General features: G+C 72.6%; 18 protein-coding genes. 12 read left to right on the top strand and 6 right to left on the bottom strand.

The features are described 5' to 3' along the window. Window positions 1-14: 14 nt before the first annotated feature. Complete coding sequence (locus ACFRAC_RS17445) at window positions 15-656, top strand: hypothetical protein (RefSeq protein WP_382924753.1); 642 nt, start codon at window positions 15-17, stop codon at window positions 654-656. Between the two features lie 263 nt (window positions 657-919). On the opposite strand, the gene ACFRAC_RS17440 is transcribed toward ACFRAC_RS17445, so the two are convergent. Further along, the gene (locus ACFRAC_RS17440) at window positions 920-1,555 is read right to left on the bottom strand and encodes a hypothetical protein (RefSeq protein WP_382924752.1); all 636 of its coding nucleotides are present in this window, start codon (window positions 1,553-1,555) and stop codon (window positions 920-922) included. A 337-nt stretch (window positions 1,556-1,892) separates the two neighbouring features. Between ACFRAC_RS17440 and ACFRAC_RS17435 the strand changes: the two genes are divergently transcribed. The 7 genes from ACFRAC_RS17435 to ACFRAC_RS17405 all read left to right on the top strand — a co-directional run bounded on the left by ACFRAC_RS17435 (window position 1,893) and on the right by ACFRAC_RS17405 (window position 12,874). After that, a complete protein-coding gene (locus ACFRAC_RS17435; protein ID WP_382924751.1) occupies window positions 1,893-4,046 on the top strand; it encodes a RecQ family ATP-dependent DNA helicase in 2,154 nt (717 codons plus the stop codon). 149 nt (window positions 4,047-4,195) lie between these two features. Continuing rightward, a complete protein-coding gene (locus ACFRAC_RS17430; RefSeq protein ID WP_382924750.1) occupies window positions 4,196-5,800 on the top strand; it encodes a DUF4192 family protein in 1,605 nt (534 codons plus the stop codon). A gap of 95 nt (window positions 5,801-5,895) precedes the next feature. Continuing rightward, a complete protein-coding gene (locus tag ACFRAC_RS17425) occupies window positions 5,896-6,654 on the top strand; it encodes an NUDIX domain-containing protein (protein ID WP_382924749.1) in 759 nt (252 codons plus the stop codon). A 140-nt stretch (window positions 6,655-6,794) separates the two neighbouring features. After that, window positions 6,795-8,867 carry an ATP-binding cassette domain-containing protein gene (locus ACFRAC_RS17420; RefSeq protein WP_382924748.1) on the top strand — a complete coding sequence of 691 codons (2,073 nt, stop codon included), beginning with the start codon at window positions 6,795-6,797 and terminating at the stop codon, window positions 8,865-8,867. Window positions 8,868-9,030: 163 nt separating this feature from the next. Further along, a complete protein-coding gene (locus ACFRAC_RS17415; RefSeq protein WP_382924747.1) occupies window positions 9,031-9,918 on the top strand; it encodes a FadR/GntR family transcriptional regulator in 888 nt (295 codons plus the stop codon). A gap of 429 nt (window positions 9,919-10,347) precedes the next feature. Continuing rightward, on the top strand, window positions 10,348-11,886 hold the full coding sequence (locus ACFRAC_RS17410; RefSeq protein ID WP_382924746.1) for an RNA polymerase sigma factor: 1,539 nt from the start codon (window positions 10,348-10,350) through the stop codon (window positions 11,884-11,886). 130 nt (window positions 11,887-12,016) lie between these two features. Next, window positions 12,017-12,874, top strand: a complete 858-nt coding sequence (locus ACFRAC_RS17405; protein WP_382924745.1) for a serine protease — start codon at window positions 12,017-12,019, stop codon at window positions 12,872-12,874. A gap of 99 nt (window positions 12,875-12,973) precedes the next feature. Here the strand turns inward: ACFRAC_RS17405 and ACFRAC_RS17400 are convergent, their stop codons facing one another. Further along, complete coding sequence (locus ACFRAC_RS17400; RefSeq protein WP_361346444.1) at window positions 12,974-13,204, bottom strand: hypothetical protein; 231 nt, start codon at window positions 13,202-13,204, stop codon at window positions 12,974-12,976. Window positions 13,205-13,648: 444 nt separating this feature from the next. Here ACFRAC_RS17400 and ACFRAC_RS17395 point away from each other — a divergent pair, with 444 nt between their 5' ends. The 3 genes from ACFRAC_RS17395 (at window position 13,649) to ACFRAC_RS17385 (ending at window position 18,025) form a co-directional block, all read left to right on the top strand. Next, on the top strand, window positions 13,649-15,772 hold the full coding sequence (locus tag ACFRAC_RS17395; protein ID WP_382924744.1) for a type IIA DNA topoisomerase subunit B: 2,124 nt from the start codon (window positions 13,649-13,651) through the stop codon (window positions 15,770-15,772). Between the two features lie 202 nt (window positions 15,773-15,974). After that, complete coding sequence (locus tag ACFRAC_RS17390) at window positions 15,975-16,436, top strand: DUF485 domain-containing protein (protein WP_382924743.1); 462 nt, start codon at window positions 15,975-15,977, stop codon at window positions 16,434-16,436. Further along, window positions 16,433-18,025 (top strand): cation acetate symporter, encoded by a 1,593-nt coding sequence (locus ACFRAC_RS17385; RefSeq protein ID WP_382924742.1) that lies wholly within the window; start codon window positions 16,433-16,435, stop codon window positions 18,023-18,025. The genes ACFRAC_RS17390 and ACFRAC_RS17385 overlap by 4 nt, the downstream gene beginning before the upstream one ends. 93 nt (window positions 18,026-18,118) lie before the next feature. Here ACFRAC_RS17385 and ACFRAC_RS17380 read toward each other — a convergent pair whose 3' ends face one another. From ACFRAC_RS17380 to ACFRAC_RS17365, 4 genes are all read right to left on the bottom strand, one after another. Beyond that, entirely contained in the window at window positions 18,119-18,799 is a 681-nt protein-coding gene (locus ACFRAC_RS17380) for a response regulator (protein ID WP_382924741.1), read from the bottom strand. Then, entirely contained in the window at window positions 18,796-20,466 is a 1,671-nt protein-coding gene (locus tag ACFRAC_RS17375; protein WP_382924740.1) for an ATP-binding protein, read from the bottom strand. Before ACFRAC_RS17375 ends, ACFRAC_RS17380 begins: the two co-directional genes overlap by 4 nt. Before the next feature lie 83 nt (window positions 20,467-20,549). Continuing rightward, window positions 20,550-21,497 carry a sucrase ferredoxin gene (locus ACFRAC_RS17370; protein WP_382924739.1) on the bottom strand — a complete coding sequence of 316 codons (948 nt, stop codon included), beginning with the start codon at window positions 21,495-21,497 and terminating at the stop codon, window positions 20,550-20,552. A 76-nt stretch (window positions 21,498-21,573) separates the two neighbouring features. Further along, on the bottom strand, window positions 21,574-22,824 hold the full coding sequence (locus ACFRAC_RS17365) for a citrate synthase (RefSeq protein WP_382924738.1): 1,251 nt from the start codon (window positions 22,822-22,824) through the stop codon (window positions 21,574-21,576). A gap of 109 nt (window positions 22,825-22,933) precedes the next feature. Between ACFRAC_RS17365 and ACFRAC_RS17360 the strand changes: the two genes are divergently transcribed. Then, window positions 22,934-24,100, top strand: coding sequence for a citrate synthase/methylcitrate synthase (locus ACFRAC_RS17360; RefSeq protein ID WP_382924737.1), 1,167 nt, complete (start codon window positions 22,934-22,936; stop codon window positions 24,098-24,100). The last annotated feature ends 51 nt before the right edge of the window (window positions 24,101-24,151 follow it).

The following is a 24,151-nucleotide window of genomic DNA, read 5'->3' as shown; positions in this document are numbered from 1 at the left end:
ATAAAAATCAGCTCATGCCTCTCATTCCCGAGGAGCCTCAGATTCACGAGAGTGCCCAGGGTCCCCGCGCCACTTCGGCCAGTGGCCGTACCGCGCCGACCCCCCGCCCCGTCCCCGGCCCCCGCCCCGCGGCTCCGTCGCGTCCCGGCCGCCCCGGGCCCCTGCGGCCCACGCCGCCGGCGCAACGCACCCCGCGTGACGTGGCCGTTGCCCAGCCCGGTCCGTCGGCTCCGGCCGTTGCCGCCGTCTCCGCTCCGCCCCCGGCCGCCCCGCAGATCCAGCTGATCCTGGCCTCGCCCGAGGGCGCGCTCGACGCCGCCGAGGAAGCCGTCGACATGCTCCTCGACTCGGGGCGTGCCCCCGGTGAGGTGCTGGTGATCACGACCGGCGACCAGCACCCGTGGGCCGCCCACGAACTGTCGTTCGGCGAGGCCGCCTACTGGGCGCAGCACGACGCGGGAGACGACGTCTTCTACGCCGACGCCTCCGCGGCCGGCCGTGCGGCGCCGCGCCAGGTGGTCGTCGTGGCGCTGAACGGCGGGACCGACGCGGTGGCCGCCGAGACCCTGCCGCTGGCCCTCGGCCGGGCCGGTGCCCTGCTGATCGTCTGCGGCGACCCGCAGCGCATCAACTCGGTGCTGGGCGCGGGCGTCTGAGCCGTCACCGGCTCGCCCGGCCCGGTCGGCGACCAGCCCCCGGACGGGGCGCTTCGTGGTGAGAGGGCGCGTACGACACCGGTGTGCGGCCGGGCAGGCCGGATTCCCCGCGTCCGTGGGTCTCGTCGCGGTGCCGAGTGCTGGGGCGGTCCTTGTCCCCGCTGTGCCCGTGGGCCATTCGTGTTGCCGGGTCGTACCCGATCGGGCTCACGGTGCCCGGTGGTGGCCAGGACCGGGCACCGGGGCCGATTGCCGGACCGGCCTCAGCGCGCCGCGGCGCGCCGCAGGACCTCCGACGCCGCGCCGCCGGTGCGGGGCATCGGCAGCGGGGACTCGGACGTGGCGAACGGCTCCGGCGTCGAGTCGGTGCTCGGGCGGCGGCCGCCACGGCCCTCCCCGAGGACCTGCCAGCCGTCGCGGGTCAGCGTGATGTACGCCCCGCAGCGCAGGCCGTGCAGCGTGCAGGCGTCCCGCAGCCCCCACATCCACGCGCCGTCCTCCTCCGTCCAACGCCCGTCGCCCTCGCGGCAGTAGAGCAGGACCGCGGTGCGCACCGGGGTGCGGCGCCGCAGGTCGTGCGGGATGACGCGGCGGAGCTGGGACAGCAGGGCGTTGCGGAACATCCAGCCGTCGGCGGGTGCCGAGCGGCGGACGAACGACGCGCTCGCCCGCAGCCGTTCGTCCGGATCGAGGACGGCCACGATCGCGGTCGACGGCTTGGGGCGATGCCGGGAGTGGAGTCCGCTGACGACCTCGCGGGGATTGCGCAGCAGCGGGATGCCCGCGGCGGCCCATTCGGCGGGTTCGAGCATGCGGGCCAGAGAGTTGGCGGATGCGGCGGGCAGGTCGGCTGACGTCGACGTGGATGCCGCGGAGGACGGAGCGAATCCGAAGGTCACGGTCCTCCCTTCGGCTACGCGCCCACACGGAGGGCGAGGTCGGATTCGGGGGAGCGCGCACCGCAGCAGAGCCCTACCGGACCACGGACGAGCCGTGCGGGGAGCGGACTTCAATTCTTCCTGGCGAACCTGGTTGCGGCAACGAGCAATTGGTGTCGCTGACCGGTATCGGATGGCTCGGGGGTTATATCCCTACCCGGAAATGCCGCCCGCGACGCATGGGCGGACCGTCGGAAGACCGTCGGCAGTGACCCGGGGCGGCGACGGAACCGCATGTGAGAGGGTTGTCACCTGCTGTGAGTGGCTGATCTGCCCGGTCTTCGGGTTGCATGGAGACATGGACGACCTGGAGCTGCACACCGAAGCCGATGCCATCCTCGCCGAGCTCGTGGGGACCCCCGGGGCGCGCCTGCGGGAGGACCAGTGGCAGGCGGTGGCGGCGCTGGTGCGCGAGCGCCGGCGGGCCCTGGTGGTCCAGCGGACCGGCTGGGGGAAGTCCGCGGTGTACTTCGTCGCGACGGCGCTGCTGCGCCGGCGCGGCGCGGGACCGACGGTGATCGTCTCGCCGCTGCTCGCGCTCATGCGCAACCAGGTCGAGTCGGCGGCGCGGGCCGGTATCCGCGCGCGGACCATCAACTCGGCCAACCCCGAGGAGTGGGAGACGATCCACGGCGAGATCGAGCGCGGGGAGACCGATGTGCTCCTCGTCAGCCCCGAGCGCCTCAACTCCGTCGACTTCCGCGACCAGATGCTGCCCAAGCTGGCCGCCACGACCGGTCTGCTGGTGGTCGACGAGGCACACTGCATCTCCGACTGGGGCCATGACTTCCGCCCCGACTACCGGCGGCTGCGCGCCATGCTCGCCGAGCTGTCACCTGGTGTCCCCGTGCTGGCCACGACGGCGACGGCCAACGCGCGCGTGACCGCCGACGTGGCCGAGCAGTTGGGCACCGGCGCCGGGGAGGCCCTGGTGCTGCGCGGACCTCTGGAGCGGGAGAGCCTCCGGCTGGGCGTGGTCCGGCTGCCGGACGCCGCGCACCGCCTCGCGTGGCTCGCGGAGCACCTGGACGAGCTGCAGGGTTCGGGCATCGTCTACGCGCTGACGGTGGCCGCGGCCGAGGAGGCCACCGCGTTCCTGCGGCAGCGGGGCTTCGCCGTCGCGTCCTACACGGGCCGTACGGAGAACGCGGACCGGCTGCAGGCCGAGAACGATCTCCTGGCGAACCGCGTCAAGGCGCTGGTCGCGACCTCCGCCCTGGGCATGGGCTTCGACAAGCCCGACCTGGGCTTCGTGGTGCACCTCGGTTCGCCCTCCTCGCCGATCGCCTACTACCAGCAGGTCGGACGGGCCGGCCGCGGCGTCGAGCACGCCGACGTGCTGCTGCTGCCGGGGCAGGAGGACGAGGCCATCTGGCGCTACTTCGCGGACACCGCCTTCCCGCCCGAGCCGCAGGTCCGCCAGACCCTCGCCGCGCTCGCGGACGCCGGACGGCCCCTGTCCGTGCCCGCCCTGGAGGCGTCGGTGGACCTGCGCCGCAGCAGGCTGGAGACGATGCTGAAGGTGCTCGACGTCGACGGCGCGGTCAAGCGGGTCAAGGGCGGCTGGACGGCGACCGGCGCCGAGTGGGTGTACGACGCCGAACGCTACGCGCGCGTGGCGCGTCAGCGGGCGGCCGAGCAGCAGGCCATGCGCGATTACGTCGGCACGTCCCGGTGCCGGATGGAGTTCCTGCGCGGGCAGCTGGACGACGAGGGGGCCGCCCCGTGCGGCCGCTGCGACAACTGCGCCGGCCCCTGGGCCGACGCCTCCGTCTCGCCGGAGACGCTGACCGGCGCGGCCAAGGAGCTGGACCGCCCCGGCGTGGAGATCGAACCGCGCCGGATGTGGCCGACCGGGATGCCCGCGCTGGGAGTCGAGCTCAAGGGCCGCATCCCGGCCGGTGAGCAGTGCGCGACGGGACGTGCCCTGGGGCGGCTCTCGGACATCGGCTGGGGTAACCGGCTGCGCCCGCTGCTCGCCGAGCACGCGCCCGACGGCCCGGTCCCCGACGACGTGCTGAAGGCCGTGGTGGCCGTCCTCGCCGACTGGGCGCGTTCCCCGGGCGGCTGGGCCCCGGACGTCCGCGACGCCGTGGACCGGCCGGTGGGCGTCGTCGCCGTCCCGTCGCTGACCCGTCCCGAGCTGGTGGGCTCCCTCGCGCGCGGTGTCGCGTCCATCGGCCGGCTGCCGTACCTGGGCGCGCTGACGTACGCCGGGGAGGACGGCGCCCACCTGGCCAGGCGCAGCAACTCCGCACAGCGGCTCAAGGGGCTGACCGAGGCGTTCACGGTCTCCGGTGACCTGGCCGGTGCGCTGGCCGGCACGCCCGGTCCTGTGCTGCTGGTGGACGACTTCACCGACACCGGCTGGACGCTGGCGGTCGCCGCCCGGCTGCTGCGCAGGGCGGGCAGCGGGGAGGTGCTTCCGCTGGTGCTGGCGGCCACCGGGTGACGGGGGCCGGGCGGGGGGCGTGCGGAGGGCGGTGAGGGTCGGGCAGGGAGCGGTCGGATGACGGCCGAGCCGTTCGTTGTTGTCGTGTCCCTGGTCGGACTTATCCACAGGGTCAAGCGGAGTTTTGAGTTCCGCGAGATCGTCGGCGTATGACGAACCACAGCGGAACGACCGGAACCCCCGACAACGACGACACCGTCGGCGGCGAGCGGCAGCACGCCCGGCGAACGACCGGCCCGGACCGGATGCCGGCGGTGCGGGACCGCCCGCTCCCGGAGCACCAGGTCACCCTGCGCACCCCCGACGAACTGGCCGACGCCCTGCCGTATCTGCTGGGGTACCGCCCGGAGGACAGCATCGTGCTGGTCGCGCTGCACGACGCGGGCGGCCGGGGCCGCTTCGGCGGCCGGGCCCGCCTCGGTATCCCCGCGAGCGCCGACGACTGGGAATCCGCCGCCGGTCAGCTGGCCCTCGGCCTCGTGACCGGCAGCGAGCGCAGGGGCGCCAAGCCGGAGCAGATGGTCGCCTTCCTCTGCCAGGAACCGGCGAAGGGCGAGACCGGCCGGCAGGTCATGGAGCGGCTCCGTCCGCTGGCCCAGAAGACCCGCCTCGCCTGCGGCAGCCTGGACGTCCCCGTCGTCGAGGCCCTGTGCATCTCGGACGGCCGCTTCTGGTCCTACTGCTGCGACCGGGGCGAGTGCTGCCCGCCCGAGGGCCGGCCCATGGGCCTCCCGGGCACGTCCGTCCTGGCGGCGGCCGCCGCCTACGCGGGGGTGCAGGTCCGCGGCTCCCTCCGTCAGCTCAGGGCGCGGCTGCAGCCCCTGGAGACCGGTGCGGCCCTGGAGCAGGAGGTCGCCCTCGACACCGTGGCCCTGCAGCTGGTGCCCAGGGTCCTCGACGAGGCCACGCGGGCGGGCGTCGCGGCGGAGACGCTGGAGCTGGCCGAGCGGACGCTGCGCCGGTTCGCCGAGGCCCCGCTCGTGTCCGGGACGCTCATCGCGGACCTTAGCGACGACGAACTGCTCGCACACGATGAGGCGGCGCGGCTCATTCTGGGCCTCCAGGACCGTGCGACCCGGGACCGCGTGGCCGAGTGGATGGAGGGCGGCGAGGCCGCGCCCGCCCTGCGGCTGTGGCGGGCGCTCGCCCGCCGCTGCGTGCGGCCCTACCACGAGCATGCGGCAGCGCCCCTGACACTGGCCGGCTGGGTCGCCTGGTCGAGCGGCGACGACCTGGAGGCACGCGAGGCCTTCGCCATGGCCCTCGCGGCCGACCCCGACTACCTCTTCGCCCGCCTACTGCACCAGGCCTGCAACGAGGGACTCGACCCGGAGTCGATCCGCCGCTGCCTCCGGGCGGAACGCACCGGGCGGAGCAGGGAGAGCGCGGGAGCGGCGGAGCCGTCGGGGGAGGGGAGCGGGGGCGCGGGCCGTCGGTTGGCCGGCGCGGCGCAGGAGGCACCGGACGAGCCGGACACCGCCTCCGAGGAACGCCGCCTGGCCCGGTCCCGCCACCCGTCGAGCGCCTCCCGCGGTGCCTCCCGCGCGGGGAAGAGCCCGGGAGGGGAACGACGGGCCAGGATCCCCCGCCCGCGTACTGCGGCTGGCACGCACCCGGGGCCCGCGCGACCGGGGACGCCCTCTCCCAACGCCACGAGGGGGACGGCTGACCGCGCGCCGAGGAAGAGGCCGGCTCGCGGGACCACGGCCCGTTCGGACGGGGGGTGCGACGGGGGTGGCGGTACGGCCGAGTGAGGAGGTGCAAGCGAATCCGGACGTGACCCCGATCCGCGATCATCCCGCCCACGGAAGGGAGTGTTTATCGTCAGGCAGACGACTATGATCGCCGCATGCCCTACGACCCGTCAGCCTTTCCGCCCTTCGCCGTCACCGTGGACCTGGTCGTGCTGACCGTGCGCCGTCACGCCTTGTGCGCGCTGGCGGTCCGCAGGGGTGAGCCTCCGTTCCAGGGGCGCTGGGCGCTTCCCGGCGGGTTCGTGCGGGCCGACGAGGATCTGGCGCAGGCGGCGGCGCGCGAGTTGGCCGAGGAGACCGGTCTGCAGGCCCACGATCCGGGTGCCCCGGCCCAGGATCACGGGGCTCACCTGGAGCAGCTCGCGACCTACGGCGACCCCGATCGGGACCCCCGGATGCGGGTCGTCAGCGTGGCCCACCTGGCGCTGGCCCCCGACCTGCCCGCGCCGACGGCGGGGGGCGACGCGAGCAACGCGCGATGGGCCCCGGTCGACGAACTGCTGCAGCAGGGCGGCTACGGCCGGGACGGCGAGCCCGTCGCACCGCTCGCCTTCGACCATGCGCAGATCCTCTCCGACGGAGTGGAACGCGCCCGGTCCAAGATCGAGTACTCGTCGCTGGCCACGGCGTTCTGCCCCGCCGAGTTCACCGTGGGCGAGCTGCGCCGTGTGTACGAGGCGGTGTGGGGCGTGGCGCTCGACCCGCGCAACTTCCACCGCAAGGTGACGGGCACACCAGGGTTCCTCGTCCCGACCGGCGGCACCACCACCCGCCAAGGGGGGCGCCCGGCACAGCTCTTCCGGGCCGGCGGGGCGACGCTGCTCAACCCCCCGATGCTGCGCCCCGAGGTCTGACGCGGCGGCCCGCACGGCGTTCCGGTGCGGGCGTGGCCGAAGGGCGGGGAGCCGGGCCCGGCCCGGCCGCGTGGAAGGGGTCCCGGAAGCGGGCCTTGCCCTACCCGAAAAAACGGACATATCGCGCTATCTTGCTGCGGGTGATCCAGGCCATCGGATTGACCAGCGACCCTCGCAAGGGCCTTCCCCCCGCCGTCGACGACGTCTCGTTCGAGGCGCGTGCGGGGCGCGTCACCGCGTTGCTCGGGGGGCCGGGTGCGGGCAAGACCACGGTGCTCAGACTCATGCTCGAACTCCAACGGGGCCGTGGCGTCACCTACTTCAGGGGCCGCCCCCTGCACCGCATCGCCCATCCCTCGCGCGAGGTGGGTGTGGTCCTCGGGGACGTGCCGGGACATCCGTCCCGCACGGTCCGCGGTCATCTGCGCATGCTCTGCGCGGCGGCCGGCGTCCCCGCCCGGCGAGCCGACGAGGTGCTGGAGGTGGTCGGCCTCGTCAGCCTGCGCGACGAACGGCTCTCCACGCTCTCGCGCGGCATGGACCGCCGCCTCGGGCTGGCCTGCGCCCTGCTGACCGATCCGCACACCCTCGTGCTCGACGATCCCGCCGGTGGACTCTCGACGCGTGAGAAGCGCTGGCTGCACGGCATGCTCCGCGCGCACGTCGCCCAGGGCGGCACCGTCCTGTGCACCACGGCGGATCCCAAGGAGGCCGCCCGCACCGCCGACCAGGTCGTCACCCTGGAGCGGGGCCGGACCGTCGCCGACCAGGAGGCCGCCGACTTCGCCCGCACCCGGCTGCGTCCCCGGGTCGCCGTCCGCACCCCCCACGCCCCCCGACTCGCCACCCTGCTCGCCAAGGAGGCCCGCGCCACGCACCGGTCGGTCGAGGTCGTGCGCGAGAGCGGCAACCGGCTGTCGGTGTACGGCAGTACGTGCGCCGACATCGGCGAGACGGCGTTCCGGAACGGCATCCCGGTCCACCAACTCGCCGACGAGATCGGGGACATGGGGCCGACCGCCGCGGCCGACCGGTCCGCGGGCGAGGCGGAGCGGGCCGATGTGGCGCCGCAGCGCAAAGCCGCCGCGACGCGCTCCGCCGGCTCCCGCGAGCAGACGGCGACACGCGCCCGCCGCGGCGGCCCGACCGGCGCCGAGTCCTCGTCGGCGATGGAGGCCGCGCAGTCGTCCGCCACCGCGTCCGCACCGGCGCGCAAGCGGCGTGAGCGCCCCGCCGCCCCACAGGAGTCCGCGGACCGCTCCCCGCAGAAGAACGCGGCCCGCACCCCGCAGGCGCGCTCCGGCGGCCGGCAGCGGACTGCGACCGGGACCGAGACCGAGGCCGAGGCGGCGGAGGACGCTCCCAGGCAGCGGGCCGCCGAGGCGCCCTCCGCCGGTCTCGACGCGCTTCCCGAGCTCCCGCCCCCCATCTCCGTCCGCCCCGCCCCCAGCCCGCTCCGCCCCCTGCGCTACGAGCTGCGGCGCGCCGCCGGTGTCGGCACCGGGTTCGTCACCTGCGGGGTCGTGCTCCTCGTGTCCGCCGTCACCGCCGTCCTGCTCGCGCGGATCGGTCACACCCCGCGGCCCCGGCTGATGGCCGGGTGGCCCACGCAGCTGCCGCTGCCGCCCGCGGCGCTCGGGGCCGGGCTGCTCGGCGCCCTCGCCTTCGGCGACGAGTTCCGCCATCCCGCGCTGGCGGCCGACCGCGGCACCGTCCCGCGCCGGCTGGGGCTGCTCGCCGCGAAGCTCCTGGTCACCACCGCCACCGCCCTGCTGCTCGCGGTGCTCACCCTGGGCTGCGACATCGAGATGCTCTATCTCGTATACGGCCGGGAACTCGCGGAGGTTCCCTCGGACTGGCTGCGGCTGAGTGCCAGTTGGTTCGGGCTCGTCGTGGGGTGCGCGTGGGCCGGGGTGCTCGCGGCCGGGCTGTTCCGGTCCACCACGGCGGGGCTCGCGGCGGTGGTCGCCGTGCCCGTGGCCGTCGTACCCGTCGTACAGAAGGTCGTGGAGGGACCGTCCGTGCGGACCGCGGCCGGGTTCCCGCTGCGGATGCGGGAGCTGCTGCTGAACCAGTGGCCGTTCGGTGGGGAGCGGTACGTGGAGGGCGCGGCGCGCCTGGTCGCACAACCCGTGGGTGGCGCGCTGACGTTGTCCCTCGCCGCTCTGCTGGGCGCTTTCCTTTTTTCGACCCTACGCGGCAAGGTCCGATGACGACTCTTCCCGCCCTATTCTGAATGGCGTTGAGCGCAACTCCCCGGGGATAGCTCATTTCTTTCCGATAAGGCGTCAATTGCGACGGGGTGAGCGATCACCCTTTCGTGTGCTTTTCACCAAAGACCTCAAGGGAGTTGGAAACGACGCCGACAAAGGATGCGTGAGTACCCTTGCGCACACCATGATGACCGCCGCCCGCGCCGCCGACTCCGGACTCGTCGGCCCGGGCGAACTCGACCGCTACCCGTACGCCGAGGCATCCGTCGCCGACCGCGTCGGAACCCCCACCTGGGAGGGCGCGGATCCCGAACTCGGCCGCGTCGGCCGCCGTGCGGCGGGCAGCCGCGGACGCGGGCTGCACGGCCAACTTGTTCAGCAGCTCGGACAGATGATCGTGTCCGGAGACCTGGGCGCCGACCGTCCGCTCGTGCCCGAGGAGATCGGCCAGCGCTTCGAGGTCTCCCGGACCGTCGTGCGGGAGTCGCTCCGCGTCCTGGAGGCGAAGGGCCTGGTCAGTGCCCGTCCGAACGTCGGTACGCGGGTGCGCCCCGTCAGTGACTGGAACCTGCTCGATCCGGACATCATCGAGTGGCGGGCCTTCGGGCCCCAGCGCGACGACCAGCGCCGGGAGCTGAGCGAGCTGCGCTGGACGATCGAGCCGCTCGCCGCCCGTCTTGCCGCCGGGCACGGGCGCGACGACGTCCAGCAGCGCCTCGCCGACATGGTCGAGATCATGGGGCACGCGATGGGCCAGGGCGACGTCCTGACCTTCTCCCGCGCCGACTCCGAGTTCCACTCGTTGCTCATCCAGATGGCGGGCAACCGCATGCTCGAGCACCTCTCCGGCATCGTCTCGGCCGCTCTCCAGGTCTCCGGCGGCCCGGTGACCGGCTGTGACCGGCCGAACGAGACGTCGCTCACCCAGCACGGCAGGATCGTCGACGCCCTCGCGGCCGGCGACGGCGCGGCCGCCGAGGTGGCCATGCGCCAGCTGCTCACCGTCCACCCCGAGGTGGAGCGCGTGGTGCCCGCGCCTCGCGAGCACTGACTCCACCCCCTCCGGGTGCCGCGCCCGGGTGATGCCTCCCCCTCCTGGGCATCCCCCGTTCGCGCACCCTTCCCCGTCGGACCCGCAGGATCCACGACGGATCCTGCGGGTCCGACGGTGCGAAGAGGGGTTCGACAGCCGTGACCGTGCCGAGACGGGCCTCAGAATGACCTCTTATGTAGCTCTATGTCTGTTTTTGGTCGGTTATGGGATGTGACTCGGGCCACGCAGAATGGGCGTAACGCTCGGGGAAACAGCGCGATGACCTAAGAGGTGACAGCCGAGGAAGGAATACGGACGCCGTTCGAGGCGCTGTGAATCTTCCCGGCCCCCGCCCGCACCGTCGGTCGAATCCCCAGGCCGGTGGTCGGCTCCTGTCCGCATCGGACGGGGCCGGAAGCCGCTTTCCAACGTTCCGAGAGGTTGTTCGTGTCGGCCAGCACATCCCGTACGCTCCCGCCGGAGATCGCCGAGTCCGTCTCTGTCATGGCTCTCATCGAGCGGGGAAAGGCTGAGGGGCAGATCGCCGGCGACGATGTGCGTCGGGCCTTCGAAGCTGACCAGATTCCGGCCACTCAGTGGAAGAACGTACTGCGCAGCCTCAACCAGATCCTCGAGGAAGAGGGTGTGACGCTGATGGTCAGTGCCGCGGAGCCCAAGCGCACCCGAAAGAGCGTCGCAGCGAAGAGTCCGGCCAAGCGCACCGCCACCAAGACGGTCGCGGCGAAGACGGTGACCACCAAGAAGGCCACTGCCACCGCCGCCACACCCGCGGCGCCGTCCTCGGAACCCGCCGTCGAGGACGAGGCCCCCGCGAAGAAGGCGGCCGCCAAGAAGACGACGGCCAAGAAGGCCGCGGCGAAGAAGACGACCGCCGCCGCGAAGAAGACGACGGCCAAGAAGACCTCCGCCAAGAAGGACGACGCCGAGCTCGTCGAGGAAGAGGTCCTCGAAGAGGCGAAGCCCGGCGACGAGCCCGAGGGCACCGAGAGCGCCGGTTTCGTGCTCTCCGACGAGGACGAGGACGACGCGCCCGCGCAGCAGGTCGCCGCGGCCGGCGCCACCGCCGACCCCGTCAAGGACTACCTGAAGCAGATCGGCAAGGTCCCCCTGCTCAACGCCGAGCAGGAGGTCGAGCTCGCCAAGCGCATCGAGGCGGGCCTGTTCGCCGAGGACAAGCTGGCCAACGCCGACAAGCTCGCCCCCAAGCTCAAGCGCGAGCTGGAGATCATCGCCGAGGACGGCCGCCGCGCCAAGAACCACCTGCTGGAGGCCAACCTCCGCCTCGTGGTCTCCCTGGCCAAGCGCTACACCGGCCGCGGCATGCTCTTCCTGGACCTGATCCAGGAGGGCAACCTCGGTCTGATCCGCGCGGTCGAGAAGTTCGACTACACCAAGGGCTACAAGTTCTCCACGTACGCCACCTGGTGGATCCGTCAGGCGATCACCCGCGCCATGGCCGACCAGGCCCGCACCATCCGTATCCCGGTGCACATGGTCGAGGTCATCAACAAGCTCGCCCGCGTGCAGCGCCAGATGCTCCAGGACCTGGGCCGCGAGCCCACCCCGGAGGAGCTGGCCAAGGAACTCGACATGACCCCGGAGAAGGTCATCGAGGTCCAGAAGTACGGCCGCGAGCCCATCTCCCTGCACACCCCGCTGGGCGAGGACGGCGACAGCGAGTTCGGTGACCTCATCGAGGACTCCGAGGCCGTCGTCCCGGCCGACGCGGTCAGCTTCACGCTGCTCCAGGAGCAGCTGCACTCCGTGCTCGACACCCTGTCCGAGCGCGAGGCCGGCGTCGTCTCCATGCGCTTCGGCCTCACCGACGGGCAGCCGAAGACCCTCGACGAGATCGGCAAGGTCTACGGCGTGACGCGTGAGCGCATCCGCCAGATCGAGTCGAAGACGATGTCGAAGCTGCGCCACCCGTCGCGCTCGCAGGTCCTGCGCGACTACCTCGACTAGGTCGCCTCGACGTCCGAGGAAGGCCCGGCACCCCTCAGGGGCGCCGGGCTTTTCTGCGTTCCGCGGGTGCGGGGGCGGACCGGCTGAATCACTCTGGGTGTGCCATGACTACCCGAGAGTGAGGAGCGTCATGCGTCGTACCTTTGTCCGGGCGCTGGCCCGGCCGCTGGTTCTGGCGGCTGCGGCGGCTGCCATACCGCTGGTCACAGCCGTTCCGGCGGCCGCCGACCGTGTCGTCGTAGGCGGGTTCCCCGTCGATGTGTCCCAGAGTCCCTGGACGGTGGCGCTGTCCAGCCGTGACCGGTTCGGGGGTACCCGGGCCGGGCAGTTCTGCGTGGGCGTCGCCGTGGGGCGCTCCACCGTGCTGACGGCGGCCCACTGCCTCAGCTCGGAGGTCCTGGGCTCCGCGCCGGACCAGGTGAGCGACCTCACAGTGATCGCGGGGCGCACCGATTTGACGTCCACGCGCGGCAAGGAGATCCCCGTCAGCGGCGCCCGGGTGAACCCGGACTACGACGGTGACACCAACGACGGCGACTTCGCCGTGCTCTCGCTCGCCGAGGCCCTGCCCGCCGCCGCGGTCATCCGTATGGCGGGCGCCGGCGACCCCGCCTATGCGCCGGGCACCCGGGCCCTCGTCTACGGCTGGGGCGATGTCACGGGAGCGGGGGACTATCCGCGGGGACTGCGAGCCGCGCGGGTGCGGGTGCTGCCGGACGCGCTCTGCGAGGAGGCGTATCCGGGCGGTGGCGAGGGGCGGTATAGGGCGGACAGCATGGTGTGCGCCGGGGAACGCGCAGGAGGCCGGGACGCCTGTCAGGGGGACAGCGGAGGGCCTCTGGTCGCGCAGGGGAAGCTGATCGGACTGGTGTCCTGGGGCAACGGCTGCGGCCGTGCGGGGAGCCCCGGTGTCTACACACGGGTGTCCGACGTCATCGGCGCCGCGGGCTGGCGCTCCGCGGCGCGGGAGGGTGCGGGAAGCGGCTGAGCGCCGCTGAGAAGAGCGCGGGCGGTCTCCCCCGAGGATTCAGGGGAGACCGCCCGTCAACCGGCCTGTGCCGATGCTGGCTCGTCGTGATGCGAGGTGTCAGCGCTCTTCTTCGGTCGCCGTCCCGGGAACGGTCGTGAGCCGCTCCGTCTCATCCTGTATCTCAGCGGCGATCTTCTTGAGTTCCGGCTCGAACTTGCGACCGTGGTGGGCGCAGAAGAGCAGCTCTCCGCCGCTGAGCAGGACGACGCGCACGTACGCCTGGGCGCCGCAACGGTCGCAGCGGTCAGCGGCCGTCAGGGGGCTCGCGGGGGTCAGAACAGTAGTCACGTCGCCTCTTCTCTAGCTCGACGAGCTGTCGTACCAGGGTCAACATCCAACCAGCCCCAAAACGTTCCCGCTCGTGGCTTCTCCCAGAGAGAAATTTTTCGGGGGGTGGTGGGCTGCTGCCGGTGTGGCGGCGAATGTGCCGTATCGCGTGCTGTCGTGCTTACGGTTTCGCGCTCTCGGTCATGGTCGGTCCTCCCCGGCCGGGTTGCCGGTTTGTTCATGAGGACGTGCCCGGAGCCTAAATGGTTCATGCCTGGAAGGGAACGTGATATGTGCTTCACTCCTCCGAGGGATCGAACATCCATACGAGTCTGGACTAGGGTGACTTCCTACGAGGGTGGCGTTACAACGGCTCTACCAGGCCTCGGTACCCTCTGAGCGGCAACCGAAGCCACGCCCGTACCCACAAGGGCGCACAGTGAAATTCAGCGAGGAGCGAACCGCGTGACCGCCGATACGTCCGTGCCGTCCACAGCGCTGCTGGCAGGAGCAGACCGGGACGGTTCCAACTACACCGCGCGGCACCTGCTCGTCCTCGAGGGCCTCGAAGCCGTGCGCAAGCGCCCCGGCATGTACATCGGGTCGACCGACAGCCGCGGTCTGATGCACTGCCTCTGGGAGATCATCGACAACTCCGTGGACGAGGCCCTCGGCGGGTACTGCGACCACATCGAGGTGATCCTCCACGACGACGGCTCCGTCGAGGTGCGGGACAACGGCCGGGGCATCCCGGTCGACGTCGAGCCCAAGACCGGCCTCTCCGGCGTCGAGGTCGTCATGACCAAGCTGCACGCCGGCGGAAAGTTCGGCGGCGGCTCCTACGCCGCCTCCGGCGGTCTGCACGGCGTCGGCGCCTCCGTGGTGAACGCCCTGTCCGCCCGCCTGGACGTCGAGGTCGACCGGAGCGGCCACACCCACGCGATCAGCTTCCGGCGCGGTGTGCCCGGTGCCTTCGCCGCGGACGGCCAGACGGCGAAGTTCGAGGCCAAGAGCGGCCTGCGCAAGACGAAGAAGATCCCCAAGACGCGTGAGGGCACGCGCGTGCGGTACTGGGCCGACCGCCAGATCTTCCTCAAGGACGCCAAGCTCGACCTGGAGACGCTGCACCAGCGCGCCCGCCAGACCGCCTTCCTGGTGCCCGGCCTGACCATCGTCGTCCGCGACGAGGTCGGTCTCGGCGCGGGCGGGAGCAAGGGCGAGGAGTCCTTCCGCTTCGACGGCGGCATCAGCGAGTTCTGCGAGTACCTGGCGACCGACAAGCCGGTCTGCGACGTCCTCCGCTTCACCGGACAGGGCAGTTTCAAGGAGACGGTCCCGGTTCTGGACGAGCACGGCCAGATGACCCCCACCCAGGTCACCCGCGAACTCGGTGTCGACGTCGCCCTGCGCTGGGGCACCGGCTACGACACGACCCTGAAGTCGTTCGTGAACATCATCGCCACCCCCAAGGGCGGCACCCATGTCGCGGGCTTCGAGACCGCCGTGGCCAGCACCATGAACGAGGTGCTGCGCGCCAAGAAGATGCTGCGCGTCGCCGAGGACGACATCGTCAAGGACGACGCCCTGGAGGGACTGACCGCGGTCGTCACCGTCCGCCTCGCCGAGCCGCAGTTCGAGGGGCAGACCAAGGAGGTCCTCGGCACCTCGGCGGCCCGCCGCATCGTCAACGGCGTGATCGCCAAGGAGCTCAAGGCGTTCCTGACGTCCCCCAAGCGGGACGCGGCGGCACAGGCGCGCGTGGTCCTCGAGAAGGCCCTCGCCGCCGCCCGGACCCGTATCGCGGCCCGCCAGCACAAGGACGCGCAGCGCCGCAAGACGGCCCTGGAGTCCTCCTCGCTGCCCGCGAAGCTCGCGGACTGCCGCAGCGACGACGTCGACCGCAGCGAGCTCTTCATCGTCGAGGGCGACTCCGCGCTGGGCACCGCCAAGCTCGCCCGGAACTCCGAGTTCCAGGCGCTGCTGCCCATCCGCGGCAAGATCCTCAACGTTCAGAAGTCGTCCGTGACCGACATGCTCAAGAACGCCGAGTGCGGGGCGATCATCCAGGTCATAGGGGCGGGGTCGGGCCGCACCTTCGACATCGACGCGGCCCGCTACGGCAAGATCATCATGATGACCGACGCCGATGTCGACGGCTCCCACATCCGCACGCTGCTGCTGACGCTCTTCCAGCGGTACATGCGCCCGATGATCGAGGCGGGCCGGGTGTTCGCCGCGGTGCCCCCGCTGCACCGGATCGAGCTCGTCCAGCCCAAGAAGGGCCAGGACAAGTACGTGTACACCTACTCGGACCGCGAGCTGCGCGACAAGCTCACGGAGTTCGAGAGCAAGGGCGTGCGCTACAAGGACTCCATCCAGCGCTACAAGGGCCTCGGTGAGATGGACGCCGACCAGCTCGCGGAGACGACCATGGACCCGCGCCACCGCACCCTGCGGCGGATCAGCCTCACCGACCTCGAGTCGGCCGAGCGGGTCTTCGACCTGCTGATGGGCAACGACGTGGCGCCGCGCAAGGAGTTCATCTCCAGCTCGGCCGCGACGCTCGACCGGTCGCGCATCGACACGTAGGACCAGCGCGCAGGACCAGACCGCCGTACGGACCGGCCGGGGTGCGCGCCCCGGCCGGTTCCGTCGTTCCGGGCCCCTTCCCGCGGTACGTGCCTCTTGTGGCGCGTGGCTGGTATACGGCTTTGCCTGCTGAATCACCTGATGGGGTGAAACGCTCCGAGAAGCCCGGTCGATGGTCTTTGCGTTCTGTCCATGCTTGGGCATGTGCTCAAGCGACGGCCGACCCCGCGACGCCAGAACCCCGCGGTACGACGATCCCTGGTACGACGTCCTCGCCTCCGGATGGGGCGAGTCGGATGTCACTCAGGCCCCTGACGCAGCCCCGCCGGCCGCCGCCGACGTGTACCTCGAGGTGCAGCGCAGCGCCGCCTTCCAGGAGGTGCGCAGCCGCTACCGGAGGTTCGCGCTGCCGGCGGCCGCCGGGTTCCTGTCCTGGTACGTCGCCTACGTCGTGACCGCCACCACCGCGCCCGACCTGATGGCGCGGCCCGTGGCGGGCGCCGTGAATGTCGCGATGCTCGCTGGGCTCGGGCAGTTCCTCACCACGTTCCTGCTCACCTGGGCCTACACCCGCCACGCGCGCCTGCGCCGGGACCGGGCGGCGCTCGAACTGCGCTGGGACACCCAGGAGCTGACGCGGGGCACCAAGGGGGGCGTGGCATGACGCAGGATCACCGCACCCTGGCGCTGCTGCTGTTCAGCGTGTTCGTCGCGGTCACCCTGGCGATCACGACCTGGGCGGGCCGCAACCGCCGGGGTTCGGCGGAGGAGTTCTACGTCGGCGGCCGGCTCTTCTCGCCCATGGAGAATGGTTTTGCCATCGCGGGTGACTACATGTCGGCCGCGTCCTTCCTCGGCATCTCCGGGCTGATCGCCCTGTTCGGCTACGACGGGATGCTGTACTCGGTGGGCTTCCTCGTGGCCTGGCTGGTCGTGCTCTTCCTGGTCGCGGAACTGGTGCGCAACTGCGGGCGGTTCACCCTCGCCGACGTCGTCGCGGCACGGATGAGGGAACGCCCCGTCCGCATCGCGGTGGGAACGTCCTCGGTCACCGTGTCCGTTCTGTATCTGGTGGCGCAGATGGTGGGCGCGGGCACCCTGGTCGCGCTGCTGCTGGGAGGCGACGGCGGGGCGGCGCAGGCGTGGACCGTCATCGGTGTCGGCGCTCTCATGGTGATCTACGTGTCGTTCGGAGGGATGCGGGCCACCACCTGGATCCAGATCGTCAAGTCGGTCCTGCTGCTCGGCGGCACCATCGCGCTGACGGTGCTCGTCCTGCTGCGCTTCCACGGTGACATCGACCGGCTGCTGCTCAGCGCCGCCGAGCACAGCGGCCACGGGGAGGCGTTCCTGGCGCCCGGACTCCGGTACGGCGGGGACTGGACGTCCCGGTTCGACTTCATGAGCCTCGGCCTCGCCCTGGTGCTCGGCACCGCGGGGCTGCCCCACATCCTGTCCCGCTTCTACACCGTGCCCACCGCCCGCGCCGCACGCCGCTCGGTGGTCTGGGCGATCGGCCTCATCGGTGGCTTCTACCTGATGACCATCGTCCTGGGCTTCGGTGCGGCCGCGATCGTGGGGACCGCGGAGGTGCGCGCCTCGAACGCCGCCGGCAACACGGCGGTGCCGTTGCTCGCCCTCGACCTCGGCGGTGGCGCCGATTCCACCGCGGGCACCGTGCTGTTCGCGGTCGTGGCGGCCGTCGCCTTCGCCACGATCCTGGCCGTCGTCGCCGGCATCACGCTCGCCTCCTCGGCCTCGGTCGCCCACGATCTGTACGTGTCCCTGCGGCGCCGGGGCGGCAAGGCCCGCAGCGAGGTGACCGTGGCACGCTTCTCCGCCGTCGGTATCGGAGCCGTCGCGATCGGCCTCGGGCTGCTGGCCCGCGACCTGAACGTCGCCTTCCTCGTGGGCCTCGCCTTCGCCGTCGCGGCCTCCGCGAACCTGCCCGTGCTGCTCTACTCCTTGTTCTGGCGCGACTTCACCACCCGGGGCGCCGTCTGGTCCGTGTACGGCGGCCTGATCCCGGCCGTGGTCCTCGTCGTCCTGTCACCCGTGGTGTCGGGCAGTCCGCAGTCGCTGCTCCCCGGTGTCGACTTCCAGTACTTCCCGCTGGACAACCCCGGCATCATCTCGATCCCGCTGGGCTTCGTCGCCGGCTGGCTGGGCACCGTCACCTCGCCCGAGGCGCCCGACGAGGCCAAGCACGCCGAGACGGAGGTCCGGTCGCTGACCGGCGCGGGTGCCGTCTAGGACATCCCCTCGGGGGGCCGCTGACGTTTCGGGGGCCGGCGTCCGTATGAAAGGGCGGCACGGTTCCTTCCCCCGCCCCCACGGGGCCGTGCCTCAGGCGCGGGTCGCCCACACATACCGGTGTTCAGGGCGGCCCGCGTCCCCGTACTTGAGGGTGAGGCGGGCCCGCCCGGTGCGCTCCAGGAGCTTGAGATAGCGCTGGGCGGTCTGACGGCTCACCCCGGTGCGCTCGGCGATCTCCTGGGCCGACAGCGGCCCCGAGGCGTTCATCAGGGCCCGGCGCACCGACTCGGCGGTGGTGGGGGAGTGCCCCTTGGGGAGGTTCGGCTCCGACGGCGCGGACAAGGCGCCGAAGATGCGGTCCACCTCGGCCTGCTCCGCCTCGCCGCCGCCGTCGAGGGTGCGGCGCAGCTCCGCATACGCCTCCAGCTTGGCGCGCAGCCCCGCGAAGGCGAACGGCTTCACCAGGTACTGGAGCGCCCCGAGCCGCATCGCCGCCTGCACGGTCGACACGTCCCGGGCCGCCGTCACCATGATCACGTCGGTCTGGTGGCCGCGCCGGCGCATCTCCCGGACCACCGCCAGACCCGTGTCGTCCGGCAGGTAGTGATCCATGAGGACCAGGTCGAGCCGCGGCAGTTCCGTCACCTGCCGCAGCGCCTCGGCGGCCGTGTGCGCCTCGCCGGCCACATGGAAGCCCGGCACCTTCTCGACGTAGGCGGCGTTCACGCGCGCCACGCGCGTGTCGTCGTCCACGACCAGCACCTCGATCATCGCGACTCCTCCTCGGCGCCGGTGTGGGCGTCAACGGGCGTGCTGAGGGCCGGCTCCGGCCCGGTCAGCGCCTCGGGCAGGACGACCGTGAACTCGGCGCCGCCCCCGGCGGCCTCGCCCACCCGGGCCGTACCGCCCTGCCGTTCCGCCAGGCGCCGCACGAGCGACAGCCCGATCCCGCGCTCACGATGAGCCGGGCGCTGCTTGGTCGACCAGCCCTCGGTGAAGATCAACTCGCGTTGTTCCACCGGGATTCCCGGCCCGGTGTCGCGGACCGTCAGGGTCGCCGCGCGGCCCTCGGCGCGCAGTTCGACCTCCACGCGCGCGTGCGGGGTGCCGGCGACCGCGTCCAGGGCGTTGTCCACGAGGTTCCCCACGACGGTCACCAGCCCCTGGGGATCGACCAGCCGGTCCGGGAGCCCGGTGCGCTCCGACAGGCGCAGCGCGACGCCCCGTTCGGCCGCCACGGTCGCCTTGCCGACTAGCAGGGCGGCCAGCAGCGGGTCCTGGATCTTCTCGGCGACCTCCTCCGCGGTGGCCCGGTGATCACCGACGACCTCCCCGACGAACTCCACGGCGTCGTCGTACATCTCCAGCTCCAGCAGCCCGAGGAGCGTGTGCATGCGGTTGGCGTGCTCATGGTCCTGGGCGCGCAGCGCGTCGATCAGGCCGCGCGTCGAGTCGAGCTCTCGGCCGAGCTGCTCCAGCTCGGTGCGGTCGCGCAAGGTCGCGACGGCGCCGCCGTCGTCGGTGGGCATGCGGTTGGCGACCAGGACGCGCTGTCCGCGCACGGTGAGCAGATCGGTGCCGATGACCCGCCCGGCCAGCACGTCGGCGGTACGGCCCGTGCCGAGCGCCTCGTCGAGGGAGCGGCCGACGGCCTCGTCCCCGAGGCCGAGCAGCCGCCGCGCCTCGTCGTTGAGGAGGCGGATACGTCCCGTGCGGTCCAGCGCGACGACGCCCTCCCGGATGCCGTGCAGCATCGCCTCACGCTCCGCGAGCAGCGCCGAGATGTCGGAGAAGGCCAGGTCACGGGTCTGCCGCTGGAGCCGGCGGGAGATCAGCCAGGCCGCCAGCGCCCCCACCGCCAGGGCTCCGCCCGCGTACGCGAACAGTCCCGGGATGGCGTGCAGCAGCCTGGCCCGCACATTGTCGTACGCGATACCGACCGAGACCGCGCCGACGATCCGGCCGGCGCCGTCCCGCAACGGCACCTTGCCGCGCGCGGTGCGGCCCAGCGTGCCGTCGTCGATCTGCATGACTTCGTGGCCCGCCAGGGCCTGGCCCGGGTCGGTCGAGACGAGCCGCCCGATCTCGCGCGCGGTCGGATGGGACCAGCGCACGCCCCGCCGGTCCATCACGACGACGTACTCGGCGCGGGTGGCCGCGCGGATCCGCTCCGCCTCCCGCTGCACCGGGCCGCCGGCCGTCGCCGGGGTCCGGGTCAGGTCCTCGGCGATCTGCGGCTGGGCGGCCGTGGTCTGGGCGATGGACAGCGCTCGGCGCATCGCCTGGTCGTCCAGCTGTTCGCTGAGCGGCGCCAGGAACAGCCCGGTCGCCAGCACCGCCACGCCCGCGGCGACCGCCACCTGCATCAGCAGCACCTGCGCGAACATGCGCCGGGGCAGGCCCAGGCGCAGGCGACGGGTGAGGGAGGTGGGGCTCATGCCCCTGACCGTACGCGGCGGCGCGGGGCGGGCCGTAGAGGGATGTGGCGGGGATCTCGTGCAGGGTGCCGAGGCCGGTGGGGTCAGCCCGCGAGCGCCGTGGCCGCCGTCCTGAGTTCCCGCACGCCGAGGACGTCCATGCGCGCGGGCGAGCCCAGCACCGAGGTGCCGCACTTCTCGGGGCGCGGCGGCTGGGCGGCACCCTGGGCCACGTCGACCCGCCAGCTCCGGCCGTCCGCGTGGGCCACGGTCACCGTCCAGCGCGGAGCGACGCCCTCCGTCCGTACGACGCTCAGCGCCTCGGCGGCGGTCTCACCCGTGGTCCTGCGCACCGCGAGCTCGGCGGCCTGGCCGGGCCGTTCCCAGGCCGAGTTCCCCCGGCAGCCCTCGCCGACGATCCGGCCCTCCCGGACCCCGTGCAGGACCCTGCGCACGGCCTCCGCCTCGGCCCGCCCGTAGGCGTACCCGTACGGCAGCACGAGCAGTGTCGGCGAGAAGCGGTGGCCGCCCAGGTGCGTGACCTCCCAGACGCCGTCCACGCCGGAGGCGGCCAGTTCGGCGGCGAGCGGCCGGCCGAGCAGGGCGCAGCAGCGGTCGCGCTTGCCGTTGGTGCACACCAGCGCCAGCGGTTCCCCGGTGTGGGCCTTGCCGCCGAGCGCCGTGTCGAAGGTGCGGTGGTCGCCCCGGCCGAGGGCGGCGAGATCCAGTTCGAGCAGCTGACGCGGGTCACGGACGGTGGCGGTGCGCAGCCAGACGGCGCCGGGCACCGTGTGAGCGGCGTACACCCGGCGCTCGGAGGGGAGCCCGCAGTCGGCGTGCCGGCCGGGTCGGCGGATGAGCGCGATACGCACGCCCGTGCCCTGCGCGGCGGCTTCCAGCGCGCGGCCGAGCGCGGGGTCCAGGTGGCTCTGGGTGAGTGCCTTGGCACCCCACGGGCCGGGCTGCTCCAGCAGCAGCCAGGTCGTCGCGGTCGCCGCAGTCCCCGCGACGGGCTCGTCGAGGTCCTGCGAGACGGTCGTGCACGTACTCACAGAGGTGAGCCTAACCTGAGTCGGCCCGGGGCGGCTCTCCCGGGCCCGTATGACACGGCGGCCGCCCGGCTCCGGCCTACTGGAGCAGCGGTTGCGGCGGCTTGGGACCGGTGTACCGGCCCGTCGGCCGCATGCGGAGCGGGCGTTCGCCGTACTCCTCCAGGGCGTGGGCGATCCAGCCCGCCGTCCGGCCCACCGCGAAGATCGTCTCACCCGCCGTCGCGGGCATCGCGTAGGACGCCGTGAACACCGCGAGCGCCAGATCGACGTTGGCGTGCAGCGAGGTGTGGCGAGCGGCCGTCGCGACGATGTCGTGGGCGGCGGCCAGGGCTGGTTCGCAGCGGGGCAGGTCCGCCAGCAGCGTGAAGAGCAGACGCGCGCGGGGGTCCTCGCCGGAGTAGAGCCGGTGCCCGAGGCCCGGGATGCGCCGGCCCGCTCGGAGCTCCTCCGCGATGACGGGACCGGCGTCGCCGCGGTCGAGCACCTCCACGACGAGCCGGTGGGCGAGGCCGCTGGCCGCGCCGTGCAGCGGGCCTTCGAGCGCGCCGAGCCCCGCGGAGACGGCCGCGTAGGCGTGCGCGCGGGCCGAAGCGGCGACCCGCACGGCCAGGGTCGAGGCGGCCAGGTCATGATCCACGAGCAGGGCGAGGGCCGTGTCCAGCACACGCAGCGTGGCCTCGTCGGCGGGCCGCCCGCTGAGCCGTCCCCACAACCGGCGGGCAAGTGGGCCCTCGTCGCGGTCGGCGGGGTCAGCGGGGCCGAGGGCCGCCACGAGCGTCGGGATCAGGGTGCGCGCGGTGGCGAGCACGGTCTCCTCGGACAGGTCGAAACGCAGCGGGTCGGCGGCCGCGGCGGCGACCGCCGCGACCCGCAGGCGATCGACAGGGCCGGCGTGTTCGGGCAGGGCGCCGGCTGCGCGGCGGGCGGCGGCGACGGAGGCCGCGGGCGCGGTGAAGGTCACGCCGGGGCGCAGCCGGCCCGTCCACAGCCACTCGGCGACCTCCTCGTAGGAGTGCCGTGCGGCGAGCTCGGTCGCGTCCACGCCGCGGAAGTAGTAGCGGTCGGAGTCGATGAGGGTGAGAGCCGTCCGTACCGACAGGTCGGCGCCGGGACCCGAGCCGGCCGTGCTCTCCCGTCTGTTGCGCCGGGCGAGCGTCTCGACCTCCTTCGCGTCGAAGGTGCTGCCCCGTCCGCCGGGCACGCGCCGGCTGCTGAGGTGACCGCGGCTGACGTAGGCGTACACGGTCTCGGGCTTCACGCCGAGCAGTTCGGCGGCCTCCTGGGTGGTCAGCCGCCGCCCCTCCGGGCCGGGTTCTTGATCGCGCATGGGGTCACCGTATCCAGGCTGCCGTTCATGGATCCTTGCATTGATCAAATCAATATTGACAGGCAATCAGTCAAGCATGGACAGTCAAATCAAGTCCAGGGAGGCAATGATGTCCGTCAGCAGGTCAGCAGCCACACTCGTCGACGTACCGCGCGGGCTCGCGGGGGTCGTCGTGACCGACACCGAGGTCGGCGACGTCCGGGGGCGCGAGGGCTTCTACCACTACCGCCAGTACTCCGCCCTCGACCTGGCGCGGACCCGGCCCTTCGAGGACGTCTGGCACCTCCTCGTCCACGGCGAACTGCCGGACGCCGCGCAGGCCGCCGCATTCCGCGCCGAGACGGTCGCGCTGAGACGGCTCCCCGAGGAGGTGCGGGCGGTCCTGCCTGTGGTCGCCGCGGGCAGCGCGGTCTCCGGCCCGCTGGCCGGCCTGCGTACCGCGCTGTCCCTGCTGGGCGCGGCGAAGGGCTTCAGACCGGTGTACGACATCGACGCCCGGCAGCGCCGCCGGGACACACTGGTCGCCACCGCGGCCGTACCGACGCTGCTCGCCGCGCTGCACCGGCTGGGCAACGGGCTCGACCCCGTGGAGCCGCGGGACGAGCTGTCCCACGCGGCGAACTACCTGTACATGGTGACGGGGGCGGAGCCCGAGCCGGAGCGGGCGCGGGCCGTCGAGCAATACTTGATCTCCACCATTGACCATGGATTCAATGCGTCAACCTTCACGGCGCGGGTCATCGCCTCCACGGGGGCGGACGTCGCGGCCTGCCTGGTGGGGGCGGTGGGCGCGCTGTCCGGGCCGCTGCACGGGGGTGCTCCCAGCCGCGCGCTGGACACGCTGGACGCGATCGGCACCCCGGACCGCATCGACCCCTGGATCCGTGAACGGGTCCTCGCGGGCGACCGCATCATGGGCTTCGGCCACCCGGTCTACCGCACGGAGGACCCCCGGTCCCGGATGCTCCGGGAGATCGCCCAGAGCTTCGGCGGCCCGCGCGTCGACTTCGCCGTGGAGGTCGAGCGGCGCGTGGAGGCGATCCTGGCCGAGCTGAAGCCGGGCCGTGAACTGCACACGAACGTCGAGTTCTACGCGGGCGTGGTCATGGAACTGTGCGGCCTGCCCCGAGAGATGTTCACCCCGACGTTCGCGGCGGCCCGCGTGGTGGGCTGGAGCGCCAACCTGCTGGAACAGGCGGAGGACTCGAAAATCATCAGGCCGTCGGCGCGTTACGTGGGGCCGGGGGCACCGGTGGCGGTACCGGTGCCGACCTGAGCCTCACCGGCCGACATGTGGTCCGGACATACGTGTGGCCTGGTGCCGTTC

The organism is Streptomyces sp. NPDC056628, from assembly GCF_042792555.1.
Lineage (GTDB): Bacteria > Actinomycetota > Actinomycetes > Streptomycetales > Streptomycetaceae > Streptomyces.
This window is presented reverse-complemented; position numbering and strand designations above follow the sequence as displayed.

Bases quoted from the DNA above. Each gene is read 5' to 3' on its own strand.
- ACFRAC_RS17425 (WP_382924749.1), top strand. From the start codon at position 5,896: ATGCCCTACGACCCGTCAGCCTTTCCGCCCTTCGCCGTCACCGTGGAC.
- ACFRAC_RS17405 (WP_382924745.1), top strand. From the start codon at position 12,017: ATGCGTCGTACCTTTGTCCGGGCGCTGGCCCGGCCGCTGGTTCTGGCG.
- ACFRAC_RS17375 (WP_382924740.1), bottom strand. From the start codon at position 20,466: ATGAGCCCCACCTCCCTCACCCGTCGCCTGCGCCTGGGCCTGCCCCGG.
- ACFRAC_RS17380 (WP_382924741.1), bottom strand. From the start codon at position 18,799: ATGATCGAGGTGCTGGTCGTGGACGACGACACGCGCGTGGCGCGCGTG.
- ACFRAC_RS17365 (WP_382924738.1), bottom strand. From the start codon at position 22,824: ATGCGCGATCAAGAACCCGGCCCGGAGGGGCGGCGGCTGACCACCCAG.
- ACFRAC_RS17445 (WP_382924753.1), top strand. From the start codon at position 15: ATGCCTCTCATTCCCGAGGAGCCTCAGATTCACGAGAGTGCCCAGGGT.
- ACFRAC_RS17385 (WP_382924742.1), top strand. From the start codon at position 16,433: ATGACGCAGGATCACCGCACCCTGGCGCTGCTGCTGTTCAGCGTGTTC.
- ACFRAC_RS17430 (WP_382924750.1), top strand. From the start codon at position 4,196: ATGACGAACCACAGCGGAACGACCGGAACCCCCGACAACGACGACACC.
- ACFRAC_RS17390 (WP_382924743.1), top strand. From the start codon at position 15,975: ATGTGCTCAAGCGACGGCCGACCCCGCGACGCCAGAACCCCGCGGTAC.
- ACFRAC_RS17360 (WP_382924737.1), top strand. From the start codon at position 22,934: ATGTCCGTCAGCAGGTCAGCAGCCACACTCGTCGACGTACCGCGCGGG.
- ACFRAC_RS17435 (WP_382924751.1), top strand. From the start codon at position 1,893: ATGGACGACCTGGAGCTGCACACCGAAGCCGATGCCATCCTCGCCGAG.